Below are 22,374 nucleotides of genomic sequence, written 5' to 3' on the forward strand. Positions count from 1 at the left end.
TCGGGCGTAGGGCGTCCACCACATCGCGATGACGTGGAAATAATAAAAATGAGAATCAGCTATAAAATGTTAGAGAGTATTTTATGAATACTTAGGCCTAACTTATCTTCAAGTCGAAGTTTGTAGACATATATTCTCTTAACATCAATATTATCTATTCGGGTAATTTGCTGAATACTTACCCCTGAAATAAATCGCTTGAGTAATACCATTTCCGTATAATTTAATGAACGCCCACGTTTGCTGTTGGCGAGATGCCCCCGGAATAAGCGACGTATTTTCTGATGTTGAACTTCATCACTATCATTGAAATAAATAATCCCTTGAATTTTATTGCTTTTCGATAACCAGTAATTGGCTAACGGCGCCAGGATCCGGTCCGCTATCAATACAATATGCATACCACTCTGCGTCAGGCGATCCACCCATTGCGGATCGGTGAACAGGCGCAAATTCGGGAATGAAAAATCGATAAAAATAAATCCATGGGATAAATGGTTGTGATTATTAAGTAAAAGTTTTTCAACAATGCCTTTTTTCAAATAATCATTACCCTCTGGCCAGACAGCAAAAGCGGCTCGGTGGCAATATTGTGCACGTACGGCAGCATCCGGAAATAATTCACAGGATAATTCACAGCTTATGCAACGAACACTCTGTAGCGTCTTTCTCTTCATCAACTATGCCCCTGTTATTTTCCATAAATATTTCATCGGTAAATAAATGTGTCAATCCGACACGTGGTGAACTCCATTTCTGCTAATAACAGTCGATTGATGAAAATGTTATAAAATCCTATAGAAAAACAATCTCCAACTGTAAACATCGTTATGTTGATAAGTATTACGAAGTTTTCTCTCAGATTAATAACCCATATATTAGGAGTTTTATACACAAATCCAGACATCACGATAAACGTAAATACAGCACTATTTGCTAAAACAAAACCTTAAAAAATGATTTTAGTAAATTACAAAATTCCTAAAAACCAGAAACCTTTGTGATGTTGTGGGATAAATATAATAACTAATCAGATAAACCTGTAATTAATTCTCATTATTTTACCTTAGTTAATTATCACCTAAGATATGTATACCATAACTCATTGTATTAAAAGGATTTACCCATTAAACACAAAATTCTTATCTTTGATCAAGTACAAAGGTAGAAGCGTCTTATCCATTTAGATGTAATATGAAATGGGTATGTTGATGCAAAATATGAGACGTTTTCGTTACTGAGGGCCGGGCATTGTACCTTATCAACCAGTTGGTCGAATTTAATCCTGATAACAAAAGCCTGGTCAATCGACAGACCGGGCGAGCAATTCAACTGCAGATCCCAGCCTCGCTCTGTTTTCTCTATTTAATTACTCACGCAAGTGACATTGTTTCTCAGAACACGCTGCTCAAAGTAGGTTGGGGAGAAAGAAACAATGTGACGACGACCAATACTTTTTACCAGGCAATTTTGACGTTGCGCAATGCACTGGCGGATGTCGGGTTGCCCCGTGATACAGTCAAAACTATTTCCCGGCGTGGACTCAGATTAAATGAGAATACGCATGTGGAGACGATCACTCATTCCCAAACTGAGCCCCCCTTAGCACCATTTATTAAGGAAAACAACAATCCCGAGGTAACACCCTCTCCACCGCAAGTAGCAACGTCGATTCCCTGGTGGAACATTTTCTTAACCACCGGAGTGATTATTACTACTCTGATTATCTGGTTGGTTTGGTATCAGACTCGCCCTGTCATGCCGTTTAGTAAATTCGTGTCGGTTTCTATGCAAATTCCCTCTCAGGAAAACTGTAAAATTTATTACTCACCGAATGAACACAATCTGGAAAGCTATTTCAGCCTGATGCAATCGCATCCCGATCTTTGTGAATATAACAAACATGTGTTTCTTTCAGGTTACCGTAGGGCACAGAGGATGGTGGCCTTTGTCTGCGATAAGGATGCGCGGATAGATGTTCACGCGTTTTGTTCTACTCATTACTACTGGATGCGCGGGAAATGAACAAAATACACAATCTTATCCTGCTGGCGATCGGCGTGGTATTGATGCTGGGTTCAGGCGCCTGGTTATGGTATTCACGCTACGCCGACAGGCCATTGAACTGCGTCGGTAACGTGGAGTGGAATATTGGCAGCAACCGCTTTACCGGCACGGTGTCGTATCGGTTGTACGACCATCAGGGGCTGGCAACCTTAACCGGAAAACTGTACGGGCGTCACGTCACAGGTATTAGCAGAAACATCTATTTTACCTATACCCAGCACCACGACGCGCGCGTGCTGCAGTCAACGCAACTGGTAAAAACCTTCTCAGACTCCGCCGATAAAGACGATATCAACGAGACCTTGCCCAGTTTTTATCGCGAAACCGGACAGCGCCTGAGTCTGGTCATGGAGGAGTATAAAGGGGCGTGGATAGTAGCGAGTTCCACTGTTCCTTCGCTGTATTGCCGTAAAAAGTAACGTCATATCCGGATACAAAAAGGGTGCCCTCACGCAGGAATTCATATTTGTCATCATCGACTTACGCGACATGGGTCACTGAATCCATTCATATCCCATTGCTATTCTTTTCCCCGAATCAGGAAACATCCTGAATATCATGATATTCCATTGCGTAATAATTAAGCGAAACGGGCGTTTTATTTTGTCCAGAAGACTTCAATCTACGGATGGATATTTGGAGAAGGCGTGGGCAGGGGCGTTTATCTCTCTCGCGAGCAATGTCTGAAGGTTCAGGCGTTATCGCATTTCAGGAAACGGTGTGTTTCCGGTGTATTTTTGGCGTACATATGAGGGATACGTAATGTTTACTTTTAAAAAGTGCCTGATTGCACTTTCTATAAATTTGGCCGTTGTTTCATCAGGTTTTGCTTGTACGACCCTGCTGGTCGGTAACGAAGCATCAGCGGACGGCTCCATGCTGGTAGCGCGTAGCGCTGACAGTGATGCCCTGAAAGCACAGCATTTTGTCATTCACCCGGCAAAACAGAATCAGACCGGGGTATACAGCACCAAAGCACATAACGGTGCGAATGACTTTACCTGGCCGCTACCCAAAAACTCTCTGCGTTATACCACTGTTCCAAACTGGAAAACCCAGTTGCACGGCGCGACCGGATTTAACGAGCTGGGCGTTGGCGTGAGCGGCACAGAATCTATTTTTGCCTCACCAAAAGCGCTGGCCGCCGACCCGTACGTTGAGGATAAAGGGATCACCGAAGACGATATTCCGGATATTCTGCTGTCGCAGAGTAAAACCGCGCGTGAAGCCGTGGCGCTGCTGGGCCATATCGTTGAGACCGTCGGCGCAGGTGAAGGCTTTGGCGTTGCCGTCGTCGACGATAACGAGATCTGGTATCTGGAAACCGGCAGCGGCCATCAGTGGATGGCACAGCGCCTGCCGAATAACCAGTATTTTGCCACCGGCAATCAGGGGCGTTTACAGGATTACGATCCGAAAAACCCTGACATGATGGCGTCAAAAAACCTGATCCAATTTGCGACCGAAAAAGGTCTGTACGAACCGGCAAAAGACGGTAAATTCAACTTCTCCAAAGCCTATACCCGTGATGACGAACGTGACCGCACGTATAACGACCCTCGCGTATGGACCATCCAGAAAGAGTTCAATCCTTCCGTAAACCAGGATATGGCCAAAGGACGTGAATTCCCGGTCTTCATGACGCCAGAGAAGAAAATGACGCTGGACGATGTGAAGGCCGTACTGCGTAACCATTACGAAGGCACCAGCCATGACCCCTACACCAACGGTCTGAACGGCAAAGAGCCGTGGCGTCCGGTCAGCGTCTTCCGCACCTATGAAGCGCACGTTATGCAGGTTCGTCCGTGGTTGCCAAAAGAGATTGGTGAAACGACCTACATTGGCCTGGGTATGGCCGACCTCACCGCCTTTGTTCCGTACTACAGCGGCCTGAAAGCGTATCCGGCTAACTATACGATGGGTACCGATAAAGCGGACGATCAGTCTATCTACTGGAAATATCGTAAATTACAAACGCTGACCATGACCGATTATCCGAAGCTCGCGCCAATCGTCAAAAAAGCCTACAAAGCGTGGGAAGACAAAGTGGCGAAGGAGCAAAAAGAGGTCGAAGCAGAGTATCTGAAAATGGCGAAAACCGATAAACCTGCCGCCGATAAGATGCTGAATGACTTCAACCTTCGCATCATGGCTGACGCCGAGAAGCTGACGGAAGTTCTGACTAATCAGCTGTTTACCATCCGCACTAAAGACATTCAGTCTGATATCTTCTTTGCCAACGCGGCGAAAAAAGACTGATTAACGACGCAATAAAATTGCTGGCGCATATTAGTTTTGCGCCAGCATTTCACACCGCGCCTTCACCGCGTCGTGCAGCAGACGGACCGCCGTTGAAAGCTGCTTCCTATGCGGGCAAATCATATTCAGCGGGACTGTCTCTCCCTGATAATCCGGCATCAGCAGTTGTAATCGACCATCACGTACATCCTCGCTGACATCCAGCCACGACTTATATGCCACGCCCTCGCCGGTAATCGCCAGGCGGCGGATCACTTCCGCATCGTCGCTCATTATGGTGCCGTTAACCTGCACGCTGCTGACCTCACCGTTTCGCGTAAACGTCCAGCGATCGTGCAGACGTCCGCGCAAGACGAAGGTCATGGCGTTGAGCTGCGCTAAGTCACCCGGGCTTTGCGGCGCGCCGTTTTGCACCACCCATTCCGGTGAGGCCACCAGCACGCGTCGGTTCCCCGGCGCCACGGGCAGTGCAATGTAAGACGCGTCTTCGGTGTTGCCATAGCGAAACGCAACATCGACGGGATCTTTAAAGACATCCGTCACCTGGTCGGAGAAAAAAATCCGCAGGCGCAGCGCGGGATAGCGGCGTCGAAATGACTGAAAGACCGGCAACAGCAGGTTACGGCCGAGATCGGAAGGCACGGCAATTTGCAGCGTGCCTGACACTTCATCTTCCGGGGTCTGTATTTTTTGCAGTCCGGCATGCATTACGTCCAGCATCTGGCGGGCATAGGGTAGCCAGACCTCGCCTTCGGGCGTCAGGCGCAGGCTGCGCGTGGAGCGGGCGAACAAACGGATAGCCAACGTCGACTCCAGACGCTTGATGGCTGAGCTAACCTGAGCAGGCTGAACGCCGACTTCGCGCGCAGCATCGCTAAAACTATTCAGCGCCGCGGCGCGGACAAACAACGTGAGATCTTCAAGCCGGAACATTTTCACTCCCCGAGTATAAGTCCTGTCGCCGTGGGGCTATTTTTCCCGTTCTGCTGCCGGTTTACCATCGAATTATTCAACAGAGATAAGGTTTCTAAACCGGAGAGATTATGAAAGCCATCGCTATTACCCGCGCCGCGACCGACGGCAATAATATTGAATTTTTACAAGAGATTGACCTGCCCGTGCCGGTTGCCACCGGGCACGATCTGCTGGTTGAAGTGAAGGCCATTTCCGTCAACCCCGTTGATACCAAGGTTCGCGAGGGTTTTAACGCTGATGTGCCGCGCGTGCTGGGCTGGGATGCCGTGGGCGTGGTGAAATCCGTGGGTGAAGCCGTCACCCTGTTCTCACCGGGCGATGAAGTCTGGTACGCCGGTGCGCTGGGTCGCGCTGGCAGTAACAGTGAATTTCAGCTGGTTGATGAACGTATTACCGCGCTGAAGCCGCAATCACTGGATAATGCCTCTGCGGCGGCGCTGCCGCTGACCGCGATCACCGCCTGGGAAATGCTGTTTGACCGTCTGGGCGTTGAGGAAAACGGCAATGAAGATGATGTGTTACTGATCGTTGGCGCGGCTGGCGGCGTCGGTTCTATCCTGACGCAACTGGCCAGTAAGCTGACCAAAATGACCGTCATCGGTACGGCATCACGTCCGCAGAGCCAGAAATGGGTTCGTGAAGCGGGCGCTCATCATGTGATTGACCACAGCAAGCCGTTGACGGAAGAGCTGGCACGGATAGGCATTAAAGAGGTGACGCACGTTGCCAGCCTGAACAATACCGAGCAGCACTACCAACAAATTATTGCCGCCCTGGCACCGCAGGGCAAACTGGCGTTGATTGACGATCCTGAATTCCTCGATGCCCGTCCGCTGAAGGCCAAAAGCATTTCGCTGCACTGGGAATTTATGTTTACCCGTTCGATGTTTACCACCCACGATATCATCGCGCAACACCAGCTTTTGACCCGCGTGGCACTGCTGATCGACAGCAACACCCTCCGCACCACGCTGGGCGAGCATTTTGGCGCTATCACTGCAGCAAATCTGCAAAAAGCCCACGCGCAAATTGAAACCGGTCGTTCGGTCGGCAAGATTGTGCTGGAGGGGTTTTAACATGCCTGACACTGAGATGATTTTCATTATTGCGGTACTAAAGGCCAAACTGCTACGGCTGGATTATCTGACGCCGATTGCGCCATAAAATAACTGCCGAAGCCCCCCTGCCGCATGGGGGCTTCGACAGTCATGTCTCACTCGCTTCACTATCTCTGCTATGATGCCTGCACACAAATAAGACAAAACAACATGCCGAGGGAAAGATGAGTTCCACCAGAAGAGGGATGATGAACGTCCTGATTGCCGCCGTATTGTGGGGAAGTTCGGGCGTTTGCGCGCAGTACATCATGGAGCAAAGCCAGATGTCGTCACAGTTTCTGACCATGACGCGCCTGATTTTCGCCGGGTTGATTCTGCTGATGCTCTCTTTCGTTCACGGCGACAAAGTGTTCTCTATTATCAAAAACCGCAAAGACGCCATCAGCCTGCTCATTTTTTCCGTGGTCGGGGCGCTCACCGTACAGCTCACCTTCCTGCTGACCATCGAAAAATCCAACGCTGCCACCGCGACGGTACTGCAATTTTTGTCACCGACCATTATCGTGGCGTGGTTTTCCGTGGTTCGCAAAGCACGACCGGGAATATTAGTGCTGACCGCGATTTTCACCTCGCTCATTGGCACCTTCTTACTGGTCACCCACGGTAACCCGACGTCGCTGTCTATTTCACCTGCCGCGCTGTTCTGGGGAATTGCTTCGGCGTTTGCCGCCGCGTTTTATACCACCTACCCCTCAACGCTTATCGCGCGTTACGGCACGCTGCCGATTGTCGGCTGGAGCATGTTGATAGGCGGCCTGATCCTGCTCCCGTTCTATGCCGGAGAGGGGACAGACTTCGTGGTCAATGGCAGTTTAATTCTGGCGTTTTTCTATCTGGTGGTGATCGGCACGTCGCTGACGTTTAGCCTGTACCTGAAAGGCGCGCAGATGATTGGCGGGCCGAAGGCGAGCATTTTAAGCTGTGCGGAACCGTTGAGCAGCGCATTGCTGTCCCTGCTGCTATTAGGCATTACATTTACCCTGCCTGACTGGCTGGGCACGCTGTTGATCCTCTCATCGGTCGTGCTGATCTCAATGGACTCACGTCGCCGCGCCAGAGCGGTTTAACCCAACCGGCGCGGCAACGAGTCACGATTACCAGCCCGGAACCGCGCCGCCGTTAAAGATTTTCTCAGCCGCTTTCGCCACTTCCGGTGACTGATAAGATTGCAGGAATTCTTTCACATTCCCGGCATCTTTGTTGTCTTCTCGCGCCACCAGGATGTTCACGTACGGTGAGTTTTTGTCTTCGATAAATACGCTGTCATGTACCGGGGAAAGACCGGTTTGCTGGATGTAGGTGGTACTGATAATCGCTACATCCACTTTCTGATCGTCCAATACGCGCGGCAACTGCGCGCCTTCCAGTTCCATAATTTTCAGATGCCGCGGATTATCAGTGATATCCAACGCTGTTGGCAGCAGGCCGGTATCCGCTTTCAGCGTAATTAACTTCTCTTTTTGCAGCAGCAACAGCGCCCGCCCGAGGTTGGTTGGATCGTTAGGTATCGCAATCGTTGCACCGTCTTTTAGTTCAGCGACGGTTTTGATTTTCTTCGAATACCCTGCCATCGGGAACACAAAGGTATTGCCCACCGCAACCAGCTTATAGTCGTGTGCTTTATTATCTTGTTCGAGGAACGGACGATGCTGGAAGACGTTGGCATCCAGCTCACCATGATTAGTGGCATCGTTGGGCAACAGGGAACCGCTAAACCCTACCAGCTCCACCTCCAGGCCATATTTTTCTTTAGCCACTTTCTTCGCAACTTCCGCCACATCCTGCTCTGCGCCGTTAATTACGCCGACTTTGATATGCTTCGCATCGCTGCTCTGCTGATCGCATCCTGCCAGCAATAATCCCGCCAGCAATACTGCCGCCCCGGCCCCAAAATGAGGTATCTTCAGTTTCACGTTTTATCCTTTTTTAATAACCGCCTGATGAGTAATGAAATGACTATAGCGGCAAGGCCGCTGCGGTTTAAAAAACGAAAAAGCATCAGCAAGAAGAAAAAAGCATAACGGGAAAAAGATAAATTAGTCGGAAGATGCCATTAGTTCATCACTTGAAAGCCCGGTGATAATTAGCACCAGTTCACGATCGATCCCCTTCTCCAGCATGGCATGGGCTATCCGCAACGCTTCGTCTTGTTTGCCTTCGAGTTTGCCCTCTAACAAACCCGTTATTCGCCCCGATTCACGTAAACATTCTGCAATAGTCATTAATCTCTCCTTGTGTTGGGGAACGCGTAAAGCCACCTCGCGAATAAACGTCTCGAAACGCGGTGCGCTGCCAGACTGCATCAGATAATTAAATAGGGTTTCTACCTGACTGTCATTAGCGTGTCCCTTAATCAGCTGAGCAACCAGGTTATCGACCAGCACCATCAAATCGCGCTCACGTATATGCTTCTGGACAAGTTCAAGTAGCGCCACTCGCTGGTGCTGCATAATCTCATCGTCGGACACCACCGTGATATCGACCAACGGGAAGGCCGCGCCATATAGCCGCCGCGCAGTTCTGGATGACTTAAGAACTTTTTAAATACCGCATCATGCGGCGTAGAGGTTATTGGTTTTTGCATGGCGATCCGTCACAAGAAGAACAAGATGACGGGACATTACTCGCCAGTGGCGCACACAACATCTGGGAACTTTTCTATCTGCGAGGCGGCCTGGCGGATAAATACATGCTTTTGCAATGTATTTATTTTCAGGGAATGGCGTTCGCAAAAATGCCCGGTAAGCGTGAGCTTCTCCGGGCATTCTCTTTTCGCTATCCAACGATGGCGCCTCACACCAGGGTTTTGACTATCTCCATCAACCTGGCGACATCTTCAGGCCGGGTATTGCCGGTTTGCGAGTCGATAATCGAGCTGTACACATGCGGCATGACCCGCGGTACGCCCGCCTCGAGGCAGGTTTGCAGGATAATGCCGAAGTTATCCAGCGAGATACCGCCGGTCGGTTCAATCAGCGTCATGCCGTTGCGCGCCGCGGTCGTCGCCAGCGCGTACAGCTCAGGCAACGATTTCTCACCGCCCATCGGGAAGAACTTCGCCGCATGCGCGCCAGAGTCCAGCATCATGCGCACTGCGGCATCGCAGGAAACGCGGGCTGGCGTGCCCTGGCTGCTGCTGACCCCGGTCGAGATCAACACTTCCCCCGGCGTGCCCGTGGGACTGACTAACGCGTTGATATGGGTCTGTTCACCGCCCGTTGCGGCCAGCGCGCCTGCCGCAAAACCACAGCCGGTAAAAGTCTGGTTGACGTGTGCCGGATGGATCCGTGAGGCAATCATGGCCGCTTTGTAATACTGCGCCGGGTCGCCCGCCCCCAGCCCCACGGAAATCGACGGCACGTCGACCATCCAGCTTTTTACTTCCTTAACCCCTTCCTCAACCGAGGAGAACTGCGCCGAAAGAATGCCGATCACCGCGTGACCTTCGGCAGCGTCATAGATTTCCCGGGCGTTGGCGATATCCTTCGCCAGCACGTTAATAGCCACTTTATTGCGATAAAAATTAATGTGCTGCATGGTCTGCAATCTCCTTTAGTCGGGCCACGATCAGTGCCATTTCCCCTTCTGCGACCGTACGCGGATCGAGACTAAAGACACCCTGGTGAAGGTTATAACGACGCGCGTAAATCGCAATATCGCCCCCACGCAGCTGTGCTTCTACGGCACAGGCATCCAGTCCCAACGCCTGCGCGTTCACCTGAATACGAACCCGCCAGATGGCGCGTCCGGCTTCGTCCTGCTCAATATCCGCATCCAGTCCGCGAATCGCTGAAATCGCCTGCGCCACGGGGCGAAGCTCTTCGGCGGTGACCACGGTTTGCCCCTGATGATAGTTTTCCAGGGCATACACCAGCCCAACCATATTCTCTTTGCCGATCTTCATCGCCCGGGCAATTCCGTGGTGCTGCGCTTTACACGCCGCAATCCATTGTTTTTTCCCGGTGATAAACCCGGAGGTCGGCGCATTAAAGGCTTTTGCCCCGCTGTAGACCACCATATCCGCCCCGCTCGCCACCCAGGCGTGTAAGTCTTCCTCGGCGGCGGCATCGACAATCAGCGGCAGATTGTGAACCTGCGCAACCTGTACGAAGTCCGCAATGTTCAACATGCCTTTCTGCACGCAGTGGTGCGATTTCACATACAGCAGCGCGGCGGTGTTGTCGGTAATCGCGCTCTCCAGCTGCCAGCGGGCCGCCAGATTACTCGAGCCAACCTCCACCACGCGTCCTCCCCCTAAGCGAATCGCGCTGGTGATCGGCGCCCCATAGTCCACGTTGTGCCCGCGCAGCATGACCACTTCATTGGCCATACCCGCGCTGTCCGGCATCATCGTGACACTAGCCTGGTCACCGCGGGTAATGGCGGCGGCAACGGCAATCGCAATACCCGCCGAGGCGCACGAAGTAACATAGCTGTCCTCCGCGCCGGTGTAGCGGGAAACCAATTGACCGGTACGGTCCACCAGCCGGTCAATTTCAACAAAGGTCGACGCTGCTCGTGCGGTGGCCTGCATCACTTCCGGCGCGACGCTGGAAACGCCCAGAATCGTCATCTTGCCGCAGGCGTTAATCACCTGTTTTAGCCCCAGTTGTTGATAGATATTCTGTGTCATGGCTTACAACACTCCCAGCAGCGAACAGACCACGCTGAGCGCGACAATCGACAGCAAAATGGTGGTGTAACGCGGTCCTTTCTTCACCAGATAGAAGTAGATGGCGAACACCGCCGCCAGCGGCAACAGACCGGGAGCAATAGAGTCGAGGATTTGCTGAACCACCACTTCAGAGCCTTTCAGGGCGCTGAGTTTTAACGGCGTGGTGATCTTGACGTAGCTTGCCGACAGCGCCCCCATCATGATCAGGCCCAGCACGTTCGCGCCGTAGATCAGTTCCTTAATTCGCCCTCCCTGCAGCAGACCGATAATCGAGTCACGTCCCAGCGTATAGCCTTTGTGCACCATACCGTAGCTGATTGCCAACGTAATGGCCGGGTAGAGGATTAACGGTACAATTCCGCCCATCGCGCTGCCATTGGCGGCGAACGGGATAAAAATGGCAATTAACAGCGGCATCACGGCTGCCCAGATGATCGAGTCCCCCATCCCGGCCAGCGGTCCCATTAGCCCGGTTTTAATCCCGGTAATTGAGGCATCGCTGATCGGCTCGCCGCGGGTTTTCTGTTCCTCCATCGCAATGGAGATCCCCTGAATCACCGCCCCGAACGTCTGCTCTGAGTTGAAGAAGTTCAGATGGCGTTTCAGCGCTTCTACCTGTTCCTCTTTTTGCGGATAGAGCTTTTTGATGATCGGCGTCATCGAGGCGCAGAAAATCAGGCTCTGCAAACGCTCATAGGAGCTGGAAACTTCCGCACCCAGCCAGTAGATAAACCAGGCTTTGGTGATATCGGCTTTGGTCAGCGTGCCGCTTTCACGCGCACGCTCCACCAGTTCATGTTGCATTACGTCGCTGCTCATCATGCTGCTCCTTCATTTTTCGCCAGACCTTTAATCAGGAAGGCCACGCAGGTACCAAAGATTGCCATCGCCATGATGTCCACCTTCAGGTACAGCACTGCGAAGAATCCGCCGATAAACCACGGCAGCAGGCTCTTTTTACCGATCACCATAATGGTGATGGCGAAGCCCAGCGCTGGCAGAATGCCGCCCATAATTTCAAAGGAGTGCGTCAGCCAGTGCGGCATCAGCTTGAGGAAGCTTTCCACCACATCCTGACCAAAATAGTTGGCGGCGAAAACCACCGGGAAACGCAGCACCAGCCCAAGCAACGCCGGGTAGAGGAACGCACAGCGCATGATACCCGCCATGTTGGCCGTTTCCGCATGTTTGTCGGCCATATGTACCCATGCCGCGTTTAACGTGCGGCGCAGCTGGTCGAGGAATACGCCGATGACGCCAAATGGGATCGCCAGCGCGATAGCCAGGTTCGGATCCATTCCGGCCTTCACGGCGATAGGAATTGAAATACAGGCGGCCAGCGCCGGATCCGACGGGACGTTACCGCCCGGCGTGGAGGTCACGCCGAGGTAAACCAGCTGCATACCTGCGCCAATGATCATCGCCGTTTCCATGTTGCCTAACAGCAGGCCAACGAATACGGCAATCACCACCGGTTGCAGCAGCATCGCGGAGAAGGTGTAGCCAAGGCGTAAACGGGCAAACCAGTAATACAACCCCATCAGGCTTGCGAAGACTAAAGTATCCATAGTTAATTACCCTGTTATCAAAGAGTTAGAATTTTTTCAGGATATCGTCCAGCGACTGCGGCTTATCTTCCGGGATGGTCTGGAAGAACACCTGAATCCCACGATTTTTCAGGTCGCTCAGAATGCCGACGTCTTTTTCATCCAGCGTAATGTTCTGGAATACCGCTTTGCGGTTTGGCCCACCTCCCAGTCCACCGACCTGAATGGTGGTGACATCAAAGCCTAACTGGACCGCTTCCTGCACCGCCGCCAGAGAGGGGAACAGCACCAGCACTTTGCCGTCACCAAGCTGGTTTTCTTTCCAGGCAGCCGCAAAACTTTGGTTACCAAAACAATCCACTTTGATGTTCGGCGGCGCGGCCATCAGGTAGATATTTTTCATAAACGGATCGGCATCCAGCTCATCGCTGACCACCGCAATCCGGTTGGCCTGAGATTGTCCAACCCACTTGGTCACCACTTGTCCATGAATCAGACGGCTATCGATACGACATAAGACGATGTTTGCCATGATGTTTATTCCTTATTGTGATTGTTGTAATTGACGCACGTGGGCGACAACGTCCAGGCAACTGCTACGCCCGGCGTCGACCAGTTCAGCCACGCAGGTGGTCAACTGGCCATGCTCGCGTTTGTCGAGCGCCTCCAGTAGCAAAGAGGCATTGAGCCCGGAAATCACAGCCACCGGGTAATCGGCACTCAGCCGCGCCGCCACGTTAGAGGTGGTGCCGCCAATAAAATCGGTCAGGATCAGTGAACCTTCCGGCATGGTTTTCACCACGGCTTCAACGCGCTGGTAAAACTCGCCAAGCGTATCAACGGGCATCAGCGCAATTTCCGTCACGCCTTTGATTTCACCCATCACCATGCGCAGGCTGTTGCAAAGCTGTTGCCCCCAGCCGCCATGGGTCAGCAGCAGGATCTGGGGCAAGGATTCAGTGGTAGTCAAAATGGCCTCCTGGCTCGATTACATGAGACTTGCGATGCCTGATGGCGCTTCGCTTATCAGGCCTACGGGAAGTGCTTTTGTAGGCCGGATAAGGCGTTTTATGCCGCCATCCGGCAAACTCATCAAAGTAAGAGCAAAGGCTGTGCCAGAATTTGTGTCACGCAGGGAAGAGAGGAGCGCTGGCGGGGCAGAGAGCCGCGCCAGTAAAGGGATTAGCTATACAGCAGTTCGTAGATATAAAAATATTCCGCGTCCGATAAGCGAATGGCATAGGCCTCTTCGATCGGCAGGAAAGCGGATTTAATGACACTAAACGCGCGATTATCCAGATCCGGCTTGTTCTCCAGCGCCATCTGTAACGGTTTACGGTTAATCACGATACGCTCGACCATACAGCAGCAGTGGATCAGGAAGCGCAGTGTCACCTGACGACTCGGTTTCAGGGCAAGCGCAGTGGTCAGATGGTTAAGCACACTCTCCATCTCTTTCAGAATACGCTGCGGGTTGAGCACCGAAATATGGTTAATGATGCTCTCCATAGTCAACGCGCTGATAAAGCGCATTGCGCTGCGCTCCATCTCCACGCGGCGTTCGCTGCTGGAGAGATCCGGCGTCAGCAGACTGAGCACCAGCTCGGGGCCTTGCTCAGAGAACAGCTCCTCGAGCGAGATAAACGGAATATCCGGCAGTCCTGGCTGGAAAGTCCCCACTATTCCCGCCAGGCGTTCACTGGCGTTAATCGCCTGCTGCACGCGCTCCAGACTGCGGACTTCATTGTAATCGAGGATCACCATCCGCGTGTCCTGCGACATCAGCTCGCCGAAGCTCTCTTCCAGCACCTTTTTGATTTTTTCTGCCGTTCCCATCCCGGTGATGCAGGAGATAACCAGCACCTTACCGCTGTTTTCCTGCTGCGGCGTGCAGAGCTGACAGGGGATATCTTTACTCTGCATTAACGCCGCCAGCTGCGTTAAGTCGCTGGTTTCGTAGCTTAAATCCAGCCCAATCTCCAGCAGGCTGGTGAGCGTGATATTGGGCATTAGCAGTACGTCTATCTGGAATAACTTACTGATCGTGCTACCAAAATGCACCAGCGAACCAATATCCACCATCAGGATCAACCGGCGATATTGTCGGGTCTGGATCATCTGTGTCAAAGCTTCCAGCGTGTCATGCACCGACTGCTCAAAAGGCATATCGATAGCGCTGAACACCTCGCGCTCCAGCACGCGATTCACGTACTGCGCCTGGCTTGTCGCCGTCGTCGCACCGTGGGCAATCAAAATCACCCCGCAATCCGGACTGGCATCAATCCGTTGGCGGTAATGGCGACACTCTTTGAGGAACAGGCACAGCCAGACCACTTCCGTCGCCGGACATTGAATATGCAGCAGTTCATTGATTTTCCGGCATAGTAGCGTGGCGTTGTCATATTCATCTTTACAGCGATCGAGGATCAGGCTGGAAGAATAAAGTTGCGGAATAAGGCCGCGCTGCACATAGCCAATCAGCGCCAGGAAGTGTTTGCGCAGCGGATTAACCAGATTCTCCGGCAGCGTGAAACCGAGCACCTGTTCAACGCAGCCGATCAGCAGCGTGACGCGCTCTTCTATCTGATCGCCATAGCGCGGCGGATGCCCCACGCTGTCACGGCTGTAGAGACCATATTCAAAAATCGAACTGAGCTTGTTTTTGAGGATCGCCAGCGTTTCGGCTGGCGGTACGTTGCTGTTACGCAGATTGATATATTCGCGGGTCAGGAAGCTGTAGAAGAGATCGCTCTCTTCTATTTCGGCTCCGGTCGCCAGTGAATTTTTCAGCGCGGGCAGCGTGCGGGCATCGATGCTTAAATGCTCTTTGCCTTCGAACAGTGCGCCAACCAGCAGACGCTGTTCCGGCGTGGCGTTAAACGAAATCTCCGCCAGACGTTTATCCAGCTGTAGCGTGTCGCTGTGCCCGGTCATCCCTGAGGCCCAGGCCTGGGCGCAGAGAAACTGAATGTCGCTCTTAAGCTGACCAATGTTACCTTCCAGCGGCTTGTTCAGTAGCCAAAGCAGTAAGGTGCGGTCGATGCTTATCGTACGCTCGATTTTGCGGCTCTCACGCTGCAAGAAGCCAACGATAAGCTCAACCTGCTCTTCCACCGAACGCTGGCGGATGCCGGGCAAATCGATACACACCTGAATACGTCGCTGGAAGGTACGCAGCAATGCCGAACTCACCGGCTCGGTGGTGGCGCAAATCAGGCGCACCGAAATAGACCGCGCCACGGCGCTTGAGCCCAGCGGCCGATATTCACCTTTGTCGAGAATAGAGAACAGCTTTTCCTGACCTTCATACGGCAGACGATGCACTTCGTCGAGCAGCAAATAACCGCCGTCGGCTTGCTCGACCAGACCGGGTTTATTTTCATTTGCGCCGGTAAATGCCCCCTGTCGATGACCAAACAGGTGCGAAGAAAGCAGCTCCGGGTTATGGGCGTATTCCGCGCAGTTAAAGTAAACCAGCGGCGGCGACGCTCCCACTGCGCGTTCGCAGGCAAAACGGTGCATCAGTTCGGCAAAAAAGGTTTTGCCGACGCCGGAGGGACCGGTCAGCAGAACGTGCAGCCCGTGGGGATACAGCACCGCCGCGCGGCCTTTTTCCACCGCGTCGCGCAGGCTACGATCGTAACCAATCAGGCCGAAGAAGGGATCCTCTGTTGCCTGATTTTCCTGAACCGGCAACAGGTCGGCAACGGTTTGCACTTCGCGCTCGGACTCATCCAGTTTGCGCCCCAGCAGCGTTTCAATCGCCTGACGATGCAGAAAGAAGACAGGGCGTCCGCGGCTTTTAATCGCCAGGCCGTCGTTCCAGAGCTGATTGAGATCTTTACTGACCGAGTTGCGCGCCAGTCCGAGATTAAAGCCGATAGCTTCTGCTGTGAACGCCGTTTCCTGCGCCAGATGGGCAAGATTCAGTCCTCGCGTCAGCCGTTCCAGCTCCCCCAGTATTATCTCAATCCGTCTCATCTCTTTACCGCTTAAGAAATAAATGATTGTTCAGAACATACACTATTCTGCTGCGCAAGAAAGTGAGGAGAAGCCATCTACAACTTACAGACGAGACCGTTTTCCCTGGTAATGCAGACTGTTGAGTGAGTCATGTGCAATGTAGTGTCTACACTTAGTCTTGAGATGATGCGCATCGACAACAAGGATTATTATCATGAAACGAGCCGCTTTACCGCTTATTGCCATTCTTTTCACGCTGCCGGGTTTAGCGCAGGCCGAGTCGGCTTACGGCTCTCTACAGTCCGTTCATGAAAAAAACACTGTATTGAAGGACTTACGCAAGATTTGCACCCCGCAGGGTTCACCCTCCGATGAGATGTGGGAAAAAACGATTATGGCTGATACACGTAATCAGCAGCATATCCGCGAGGCTATTCTGGCAATACAACGAAATAACCAGAACACCTACTGGGAAGCGTTGGGCAAAGTTGAATGCCCGGATTTGTAACTATCGTATTGAAAAACGAGCTCTGTAACCGGTTTCTGTTTAGCAAAATCGCCTATTGTGTAGGGAAGTGAAATACATCAAGGAGCAAGATAATGCGATACCGTTTTCCTGATAACTTTTGGTGGGGGAGTGCCTGCTCGGCGTTGCAAACCGAAGGGGATAGCCTGAATGGCGGCAAAAGCCAGACCACATGGGACGTGTGGTTCGACCGCCAGCCAGGGCGTTTCCACCAGGGGGTTGGCCCGGCAAACACCTCAACGTTTTATCAGCACTGGAAACAGGACATCGCACTGCTCAAACAGCTGAAACACAACAGCTTCCGCACTTCTATCAGCTGGTCACGACTGATCCCGGACGGTACTGGCGAGGTTAATCGTGAGGCTGTCGATTTCTATAACAACGTCATCGACGAACTGCTGGCGCAAGGCATTACACCGTTTATCACCCTGTTTCACTTCGATATGCCGATGGTGATGCAGGAGAAAGGCGGCTGGGAAAACCGTGACGTGGTTGAGGCGTTTGGCCGCTACGCGCAGACCTGTTTTAACCTATTCGGCAATCGGGTGAAGCACTGGTTCACCTTTAACGAACCGATTGTCCCGGTAGAAGGCGGTTATCTGTATGATTTCCACTACCCTAACGTAGTGGATTTCAAACGCGCGGCCACCGTGGCGTATCACACTGTACTGGCGCATTCCACGGCGGTGCGGGCGTATCGCGCCGGAAACTACGGCGGTGAGATCGGTGTGATCCTAAATCTGACGCCCTCTTATCCACGCTCTCAGCACCCGGCGGATGTAAAAGCCGCGCACCATGCGGATCTACTGTTTAACCGCAGCTTCCTTGACCCGGTACTAAAAGGGAAATATCCGGCGGATCTGGTCGAACTGCTGAAAGCGTACGATCAGCTACCAGCCTGTCAGCCAGGCGACAGTCAGCTCATCGCCGAGGGGAAAATCGACCTGCTCGGTATCAATTATTATCAGCCGCGCCGCGTGAAATGTCGTGATACTGCCGTCAATCCAAACGCGCCGTTTATGCCGGAGTGGCTGTTTGATTATTACGAAATGCCGGGGCGTAAAATGAACCCTTACCGTGGCTGGGAAATTTATGAGCCTGGTATTTACGATATTATTACTAATCTTCGTGATAATTACGGCAACCCGCGCTGCTTTATTTCTGAAAACGGTATGGGTGTGGAAAATGAGCAGCGTTTCGTTGAGCAGGATCAGATAAACGACAGCTACCGCATTGAATTTGTTTCTGAGCATCTGAAATGGCTACATAAAGGCATCAGCGAAGGGTGTAATTGTCTTGGCTACCATATGTGGACTTTTATTGATAACTGGTCCTGGCTCAACGGATATAAAAACCGCTACGGTTTTGTCCAGTTAGATTTAGACACGCAAAAACGTACGGTGAAAAAGAGCGGCGAATGGTTTGCCCATACCGCCGAGAACAAGGGTTTTGATTGATACCGTTGTCAGATAGCGGTATTGCCTGATAGCTGTGCGCCATCAGGCAATACTCTCACTGCATTCTGACCTTCATCGTGACCAGAAGCGCCGTCAACAGCATCAGACTGCCGGAAAGCATCAGGGGCGACAGCAATCCGAGGTTATCGAGCGCATAGCCTCCCACTGCGGCCCCGCAGGTATTGGCAAGCTGGATCACGGCAACCTGCACCGATCCGGCTTTTTCTGCCTGATCGGCCAAAGAACGGGTGATCCACGTCGACCAGCCTACCGGTACCAGCGCAAACGCCAGTCCCCAGATAATCGCAATGCCAGCCGCCACCACTTTGTCGCTGCCCCACAGGATCAGAACCAGCGCACTGAGCGCCAACACCAGCGGCGCACCGGCTAAGGCCAGTTTGACCGAGCGCTTCAGAATCACCGAAGAGAGCGACGTCCCGACAAAGCTGGCGATACCAAAGCTCAACAGCACTAACGTCAGGCCATCAACATCAAAGCCCGCCAGATTCATGTATACCGGACGGATGTAGGTAAAGAAGGCAAACTGCCCGGCAAAGGACATAAAGATGGCGATCATGCCAGCCATCACGCCCGGACGTTGCAGCAGGCTGAACATATTTTGTTTTTGGTGCGACGGTTCACCGGGCAGCGATGGCAGCGCTCTCACCACCCAAATCGTGCACAGCACGCCCATCACCGCCGCCGCATTAAACACGTTACGCCAGCCGATAATACCGCCTAAAAAGCTCCCCAGCGGCGCGGCAATCACCAGCGCGATAGAGACAGCGCCAAAAATCACCGACAGCGCTTTCGGCACCGTACGAGGGGGAACCAAACGCATGGTCAGCGACGCCGACATTGCCCAGAAACCGCCAAGCGCCAGGCCGAGGCAAGCGCGGCCAATGAGCAGCAGCGAAAAAGAGTTGGCAAAGGAAACCAGCAGGCAGGAGAGCGTCAGCAGCACTGAGAACAGGATCACCACATAGCGACGATCGGTCGCCTGGATGATTTGCGTCACAAACAGGCTGGCGAACATAGCGACAAATGCCGTCACCGTCACCGATTGTCCGGCAACACCTTCCGAAATACCCAGATCCTGCGCCATCGGCGTTAGCAGGCTCACGGGAAGAAACTCAACGGTTATCAGGCAGGCAACGCAGAACGCCACGGCGAATACCGCCGACCAGTTAGGTCGGGTATTCACTTCAGCGCGGGATTTTTGTTCAACAGCTTCACTCATTTTGTTACCTGCGTGGGGTTATTGTAGAAAAGTTACGCAGTGTAACATTAAATGTGTGACGTATTTAACGTTTCAACAACTTTCTCCGCCGAATGGCGATGTGGCTTATTCCATCTAAGGCAGGGCCCTTTTTTCGACCTGAGAAGCGTAACGCCACCAGGCATAACTATCAATGTAACCAGTGCACGCCATCTTCGGGCTGGAAAAAGGCGTTATAGCGCATCTGAAACGCATTTATCTCCTGCATATCCGGTTCCATTTCGCGCAAGAAACCGAGCGCCAGACGCACCTGTGCGTCGGTAATCGGCGCGGCCAGCCGGGCTTTTTGCAGCCAACGGTGCCATTGCAGCAGATTCGACTCACTGCCGTCGACAATCACGATTTGCCAGATCAACAGCACCTGGGCGGCATTTTGCAGATGCGATTCATCCGGGCGGTGCAGGTACTGTAAAAACGCCTCACCCTGCACTTTTCCCATCTGATCGATCATCGACTCTACCGGCACAACATCAATATTCAGTCGCTCGCTCAGACGGCGAATTGCCCGTCGAGATCCGGACGTCAGCACCCGAAACCCCACAACAAAAACAACCACCAGGGTGGCCAGCATTATCCAGATCATTAACTACGATACCTGCATACTTAAACTAATTTTGCCGAGAGTGACTGGCAGGCTTCGCGCACCCACTGAGAATATTGTGGAATACAATCTTTTGGCATTTGTAGTTCAACGCCACTGATGCTGATTGCTGCAATCACATCTTTATTACGGTTAAATACCGGTGCGGCAATGCAATAGATACCCGGGGAGTCTTCCGCATTATCAAATACCCAGCCTTGCGCGCGGATTCTGGCAAATTCCTTCATCAACGCTTTTTTGCTGGTAATGGTGGTATCGGTATATTTTGGCAGGTCTTCATCCGGCAACAGTTCGTCGATTTTATCCTGCGGCAGCCAGGCACACAGCGCTTTCCCTACGCCGGAACTGTGCATCGGCAATTTTTTACCGACCCAGGTACGAATGCCAATCGGCTGGGTGTTTTCCAGCTTCATAAGATAAATTGGCGCGACTTCATCCAATATGCCCAAGTGACAGGTCAGGTCCGTTTGTTGACGCAGTTTTTCCAAAACAGGAAGCGCTGCATTACGGATATCAAACTGCTCCAATGAACGATTTCCCCATTCGTACAGCTTCAATCCTAAAAAGAAACGTCCCTTTTCCAGACGCAAAAGATGATGCTCAACCAGCGCATTTAGCAGAGAAGACGTGCTGCTTTTTGGTAATGCCAGATCCTGCTGAATCTGGCTGAATGTTGCTCCAGGGGAATTAAAAAGGTAATTACAGATTTTTACCGTCTTATCCAGAGCGGGAACAGAAGTCGTGATGTCTTGGTTCATGCGCTATTAATCTTTTTTATTCATAGACTCTGCACAGTATACCGCAATCACTTTTCTCAGGTATGCGGCTTTTTTGCACATATGCAAACTGCGCTCTGTTGCCTAATTCTTACATCCGCAAACCCGATCCGCCTCACAGTTGTTCATTTGTTCTGCAAAAAGCATTGACGAACGATTTGGATATCTGCTGTACTGACTTCAACATACAGAACATAAGTTCCATATACAGAACAACAAGGAGTGAGCATGTTGAACGTTTTTAAGGGCATCTTCCCGCCAGTACCGACCATCGTTGACGATAACGGTGAATTGGATCGCGCAGGAATGGCGGTAATGATTGATCATGTGATTAGCAATGGTGCCGACGGAATGCTAATTCTGGGCAGCGGCGGCGAATTTTCACATTTCTCGTCTGAACAAAGAAAACAGATTGCAGAATTTAGTCTGCAGCATGTTGCCGGCAGAGTCCCCGTACTTATCGGTATCGCCTGCGCCAGCACAGCAGAAACTATCCAGCTTGGAAAGCATGCCGAAAAAGCGGGCGCGCAAGGAGTACTGGTAGTCAATCCTTATTATGCAAAACTCAGCGAAGAAGCCCGCTTTACGCATTACAAAAGAATTGCTGAAGCGTCAAACATTCCAGTCTTCCTATATAACTTTCCAGAACTAACCGGCCAGGATATTGGTTTAAACGTCATCACACGCCTTGCCCGCGAAGTACCCAATATCGTCGGAATTAAAGACACTATTGATAATATTAGCCACACCAGGGAAATCATCAATCAGGTTCACTGTTTCCGCCCAGATTTTATCATTTTCAGCGGCTATGACGAATATTTACTTGATACATTAATGTTGGGGGGGCATGGTGGAATTCCGGCAACATTTAACTTTGCACCTAATATTACGCGCGGAATTTATCAGGCTGTTCAGCAGAACGATCTCGCCACGGCTAAAGCACTTCAACAACAACTATCAGAATTATCACCTTTATATGCATTAGAACAACCGTTCTTTGGCGTTATAAAGACAGCCATAAAATTAAGTGGTGTGGACATATCAACCGCAGTTGTCCCTCCGGCATTACCGTTGAATGAAGAAAAAATAGCGCAGGTTAAAAATATTTTATCCCGTATTTCGGTGTAAACC

At 51.8% G+C, this 22,374-nt stretch carries 20 protein-coding genes and 2 pseudogenes; 8 read left to right on the plus strand and 14 right to left on the minus strand.

All coding sequences use genetic code 11. The features are described from left to right. Positions 1-59 precede the first annotated feature (59 nt). Positions 60-677, minus strand: a complete 618-nt coding sequence (locus OGX91_RS06720; RefSeq protein ID WP_149691892.1) for a helix-turn-helix transcriptional regulator — start codon at positions 675-677, stop codon at positions 60-62. Between the two features lie 574 nt (positions 678-1,251). Here OGX91_RS06720 and OGX91_RS06725 point away from each other — a divergent pair. From OGX91_RS06725 to OGX91_RS06735, 3 genes are all read left to right on the plus strand, one after another. Continuing rightward, on the plus strand, positions 1,252-2,025 hold the full coding sequence (locus tag OGX91_RS06725; protein WP_005121534.1) for a winged helix-turn-helix domain-containing protein: 774 nt from the start codon (positions 1,252-1,254) through the stop codon (positions 2,023-2,025). Then, positions 2,022-2,486, plus strand: coding sequence for a hypothetical protein (locus tag OGX91_RS06730; protein ID WP_005121533.1), 465 nt, complete (start codon positions 2,022-2,024; stop codon positions 2,484-2,486). The genes OGX91_RS06725 and OGX91_RS06730 overlap by 4 nt, the downstream gene beginning before the upstream one ends. A gap of 343 nt (positions 2,487-2,829) precedes the next feature. Continuing rightward, the gene (locus tag OGX91_RS06735; RefSeq protein WP_286625786.1) at positions 2,830-4,326 is read left to right on the plus strand and encodes a C69 family dipeptidase; all 1,497 of its coding nucleotides are present in this window, start codon (positions 2,830-2,832) and stop codon (positions 4,324-4,326) included. Positions 4,327-4,356: 30 nt separating this feature from the next. Here the strand turns inward: OGX91_RS06735 and OGX91_RS06740 are convergent, their stop codons facing one another. After that, the gene (locus tag OGX91_RS06740) at positions 4,357-5,259 is read right to left on the minus strand and encodes a LysR family transcriptional regulator (protein WP_040231542.1); all 903 of its coding nucleotides are present in this window, start codon (positions 5,257-5,259) and stop codon (positions 4,357-4,359) included. 110 nt (positions 5,260-5,369) lie between these two features. Between OGX91_RS06740 and OGX91_RS06745 the strand changes: the two genes are divergently transcribed. Beyond that, positions 5,370-6,377, plus strand: coding sequence for a zinc-binding alcohol dehydrogenase family protein (locus tag OGX91_RS06745; RefSeq protein ID WP_005121528.1), 1,008 nt, complete (start codon positions 5,370-5,372; stop codon positions 6,375-6,377). Positions 6,378-6,583: 206 nt separating this feature from the next. Continuing rightward, positions 6,584-7,542, plus strand: a pseudogene (locus OGX91_RS06750) (carboxylate/amino acid/amine transporter). On the opposite strand, the gene nlpA reads toward OGX91_RS06750, so the two are convergent. The 9 genes and pseudogenes from nlpA to dagR all read right to left on the minus strand — a co-directional run bounded on the left by nlpA (position 7,514) and on the right by dagR (position 16,622). After that, the gene (nlpA, locus tag OGX91_RS06755; RefSeq protein ID WP_005121526.1) at positions 7,514-8,332 is read right to left on the minus strand and encodes a lipoprotein NlpA; all 819 of its coding nucleotides are present in this window, start codon (positions 8,330-8,332) and stop codon (positions 7,514-7,516) included. The pseudogene OGX91_RS06750 and the gene nlpA sit on opposite strands and share 29 nt — an antisense overlap. 123 nt (positions 8,333-8,455) lie before the next feature. Further along, positions 8,456-8,941, minus strand: a pseudogene (locus tag OGX91_RS06760) (Rpn family recombination-promoting nuclease/putative transposase); the annotation flags it as partial. Positions 8,942-9,212: 271 nt separating this feature from the next. Further along, complete coding sequence (gene dagF, locus OGX91_RS06765; protein ID WP_286625791.1) at positions 9,213-9,956, minus strand: 2-dehydro-3-deoxy-phosphogluconate aldolase; 744 nt, start codon at positions 9,954-9,956, stop codon at positions 9,213-9,215. Further along, positions 9,943-11,052: a D-glucosaminate-6-phosphate ammonia lyase gene (gene dgaE, locus OGX91_RS06770; protein ID WP_286625793.1), complete on the minus strand. Its 1,110-nt coding sequence runs from the start codon at positions 11,050-11,052 to the stop codon at positions 9,943-9,945. Before dgaE ends, dagF begins: the two co-directional genes overlap by 14 nt. Positions 11,053-11,055: 3 nt before the next feature. Then, on the minus strand, positions 11,056-11,916 hold the full coding sequence (locus OGX91_RS06775; protein WP_005121522.1) for a PTS system mannose/fructose/sorbose family transporter subunit IID: 861 nt from the start codon (positions 11,914-11,916) through the stop codon (positions 11,056-11,058). After that, complete coding sequence (locus OGX91_RS06780) at positions 11,913-12,662, minus strand: PTS mannose/fructose/sorbose/N-acetylgalactosamine transporter subunit IIC (RefSeq protein WP_003023960.1); 750 nt, start codon at positions 12,660-12,662, stop codon at positions 11,913-11,915. Before OGX91_RS06780 ends, OGX91_RS06775 begins: the two co-directional genes overlap by 4 nt. Before the next feature lie 25 nt (positions 12,663-12,687). Further along, entirely contained in the window at positions 12,688-13,173 is a 486-nt protein-coding gene (locus tag OGX91_RS06785; protein WP_003023959.1) for a PTS sugar transporter subunit IIB, read from the minus strand. Between the two features lie 12 nt (positions 13,174-13,185). Then, positions 13,186-13,611, minus strand: a complete 426-nt coding sequence (locus OGX91_RS06790; protein ID WP_003023957.1) for a PTS sugar transporter subunit IIA — start codon at positions 13,609-13,611, stop codon at positions 13,186-13,188. Positions 13,612-13,823: 212 nt separating this feature from the next. After that, positions 13,824-16,622: a transcriptional regulator DagR gene (gene dagR, locus OGX91_RS06795; protein ID WP_040231530.1), complete on the minus strand. Its 2,799-nt coding sequence runs from the start codon at positions 16,620-16,622 to the stop codon at positions 13,824-13,826. A gap of 196 nt (positions 16,623-16,818) precedes the next feature. On the opposite strand from dagR, the gene OGX91_RS06800 reads away from it, so the two are divergent. After that, on the plus strand, positions 16,819-17,112 hold the full coding sequence (locus tag OGX91_RS06800; protein WP_040231528.1) for a YicS family protein: 294 nt from the start codon (positions 16,819-16,821) through the stop codon (positions 17,110-17,112). A gap of 92 nt (positions 17,113-17,204) precedes the next feature. After that, positions 17,205-18,587 (plus strand): 6-phospho-beta-glucosidase GmuD, encoded by a 1,383-nt coding sequence (gene gmuD, locus OGX91_RS06805; RefSeq protein ID WP_005121517.1) that lies wholly within the window; start codon positions 17,205-17,207, stop codon positions 18,585-18,587. A gap of 55 nt (positions 18,588-18,642) precedes the next feature. Here gmuD and nepI read toward each other — a convergent pair whose 3' ends face one another. From nepI to OGX91_RS06820, 3 genes are all read right to left on the minus strand, one after another. Next, complete coding sequence (gene nepI / locus OGX91_RS06810; protein WP_005121516.1) at positions 18,643-19,827, minus strand: purine ribonucleoside efflux pump NepI; 1,185 nt, start codon at positions 19,825-19,827, stop codon at positions 18,643-18,645. Positions 19,828-19,996: 169 nt separating this feature from the next. Beyond that, on the minus strand, positions 19,997-20,449 hold the full coding sequence (locus OGX91_RS06815) for a DUF1198 family protein (protein ID WP_005121515.1): 453 nt from the start codon (positions 20,447-20,449) through the stop codon (positions 19,997-19,999). Positions 20,450-20,469: 20 nt separating this feature from the next. Further along, positions 20,470-21,225, minus strand: a complete 756-nt coding sequence (locus tag OGX91_RS06820) for an IclR family transcriptional regulator (protein WP_005121514.1) — start codon at positions 21,223-21,225, stop codon at positions 20,470-20,472. Positions 21,226-21,471: 246 nt separating this feature from the next. On the opposite strand from OGX91_RS06820, the gene OGX91_RS06825 reads away from it, so the two are divergent. Next, entirely contained in the window at positions 21,472-22,371 is a 900-nt protein-coding gene (locus OGX91_RS06825; RefSeq protein WP_286625798.1) for a dihydrodipicolinate synthase family protein, read from the plus strand. Positions 22,372-22,374 lie beyond the last annotated feature (3 nt).

The organism is Citrobacter sp. Cpa228 (assembly GCF_030333085.1).
GTDB classification, from domain to species: domain Bacteria; phylum Pseudomonadota; class Gammaproteobacteria; order Enterobacterales; family Enterobacteriaceae; genus Citrobacter; species Citrobacter pasteurii.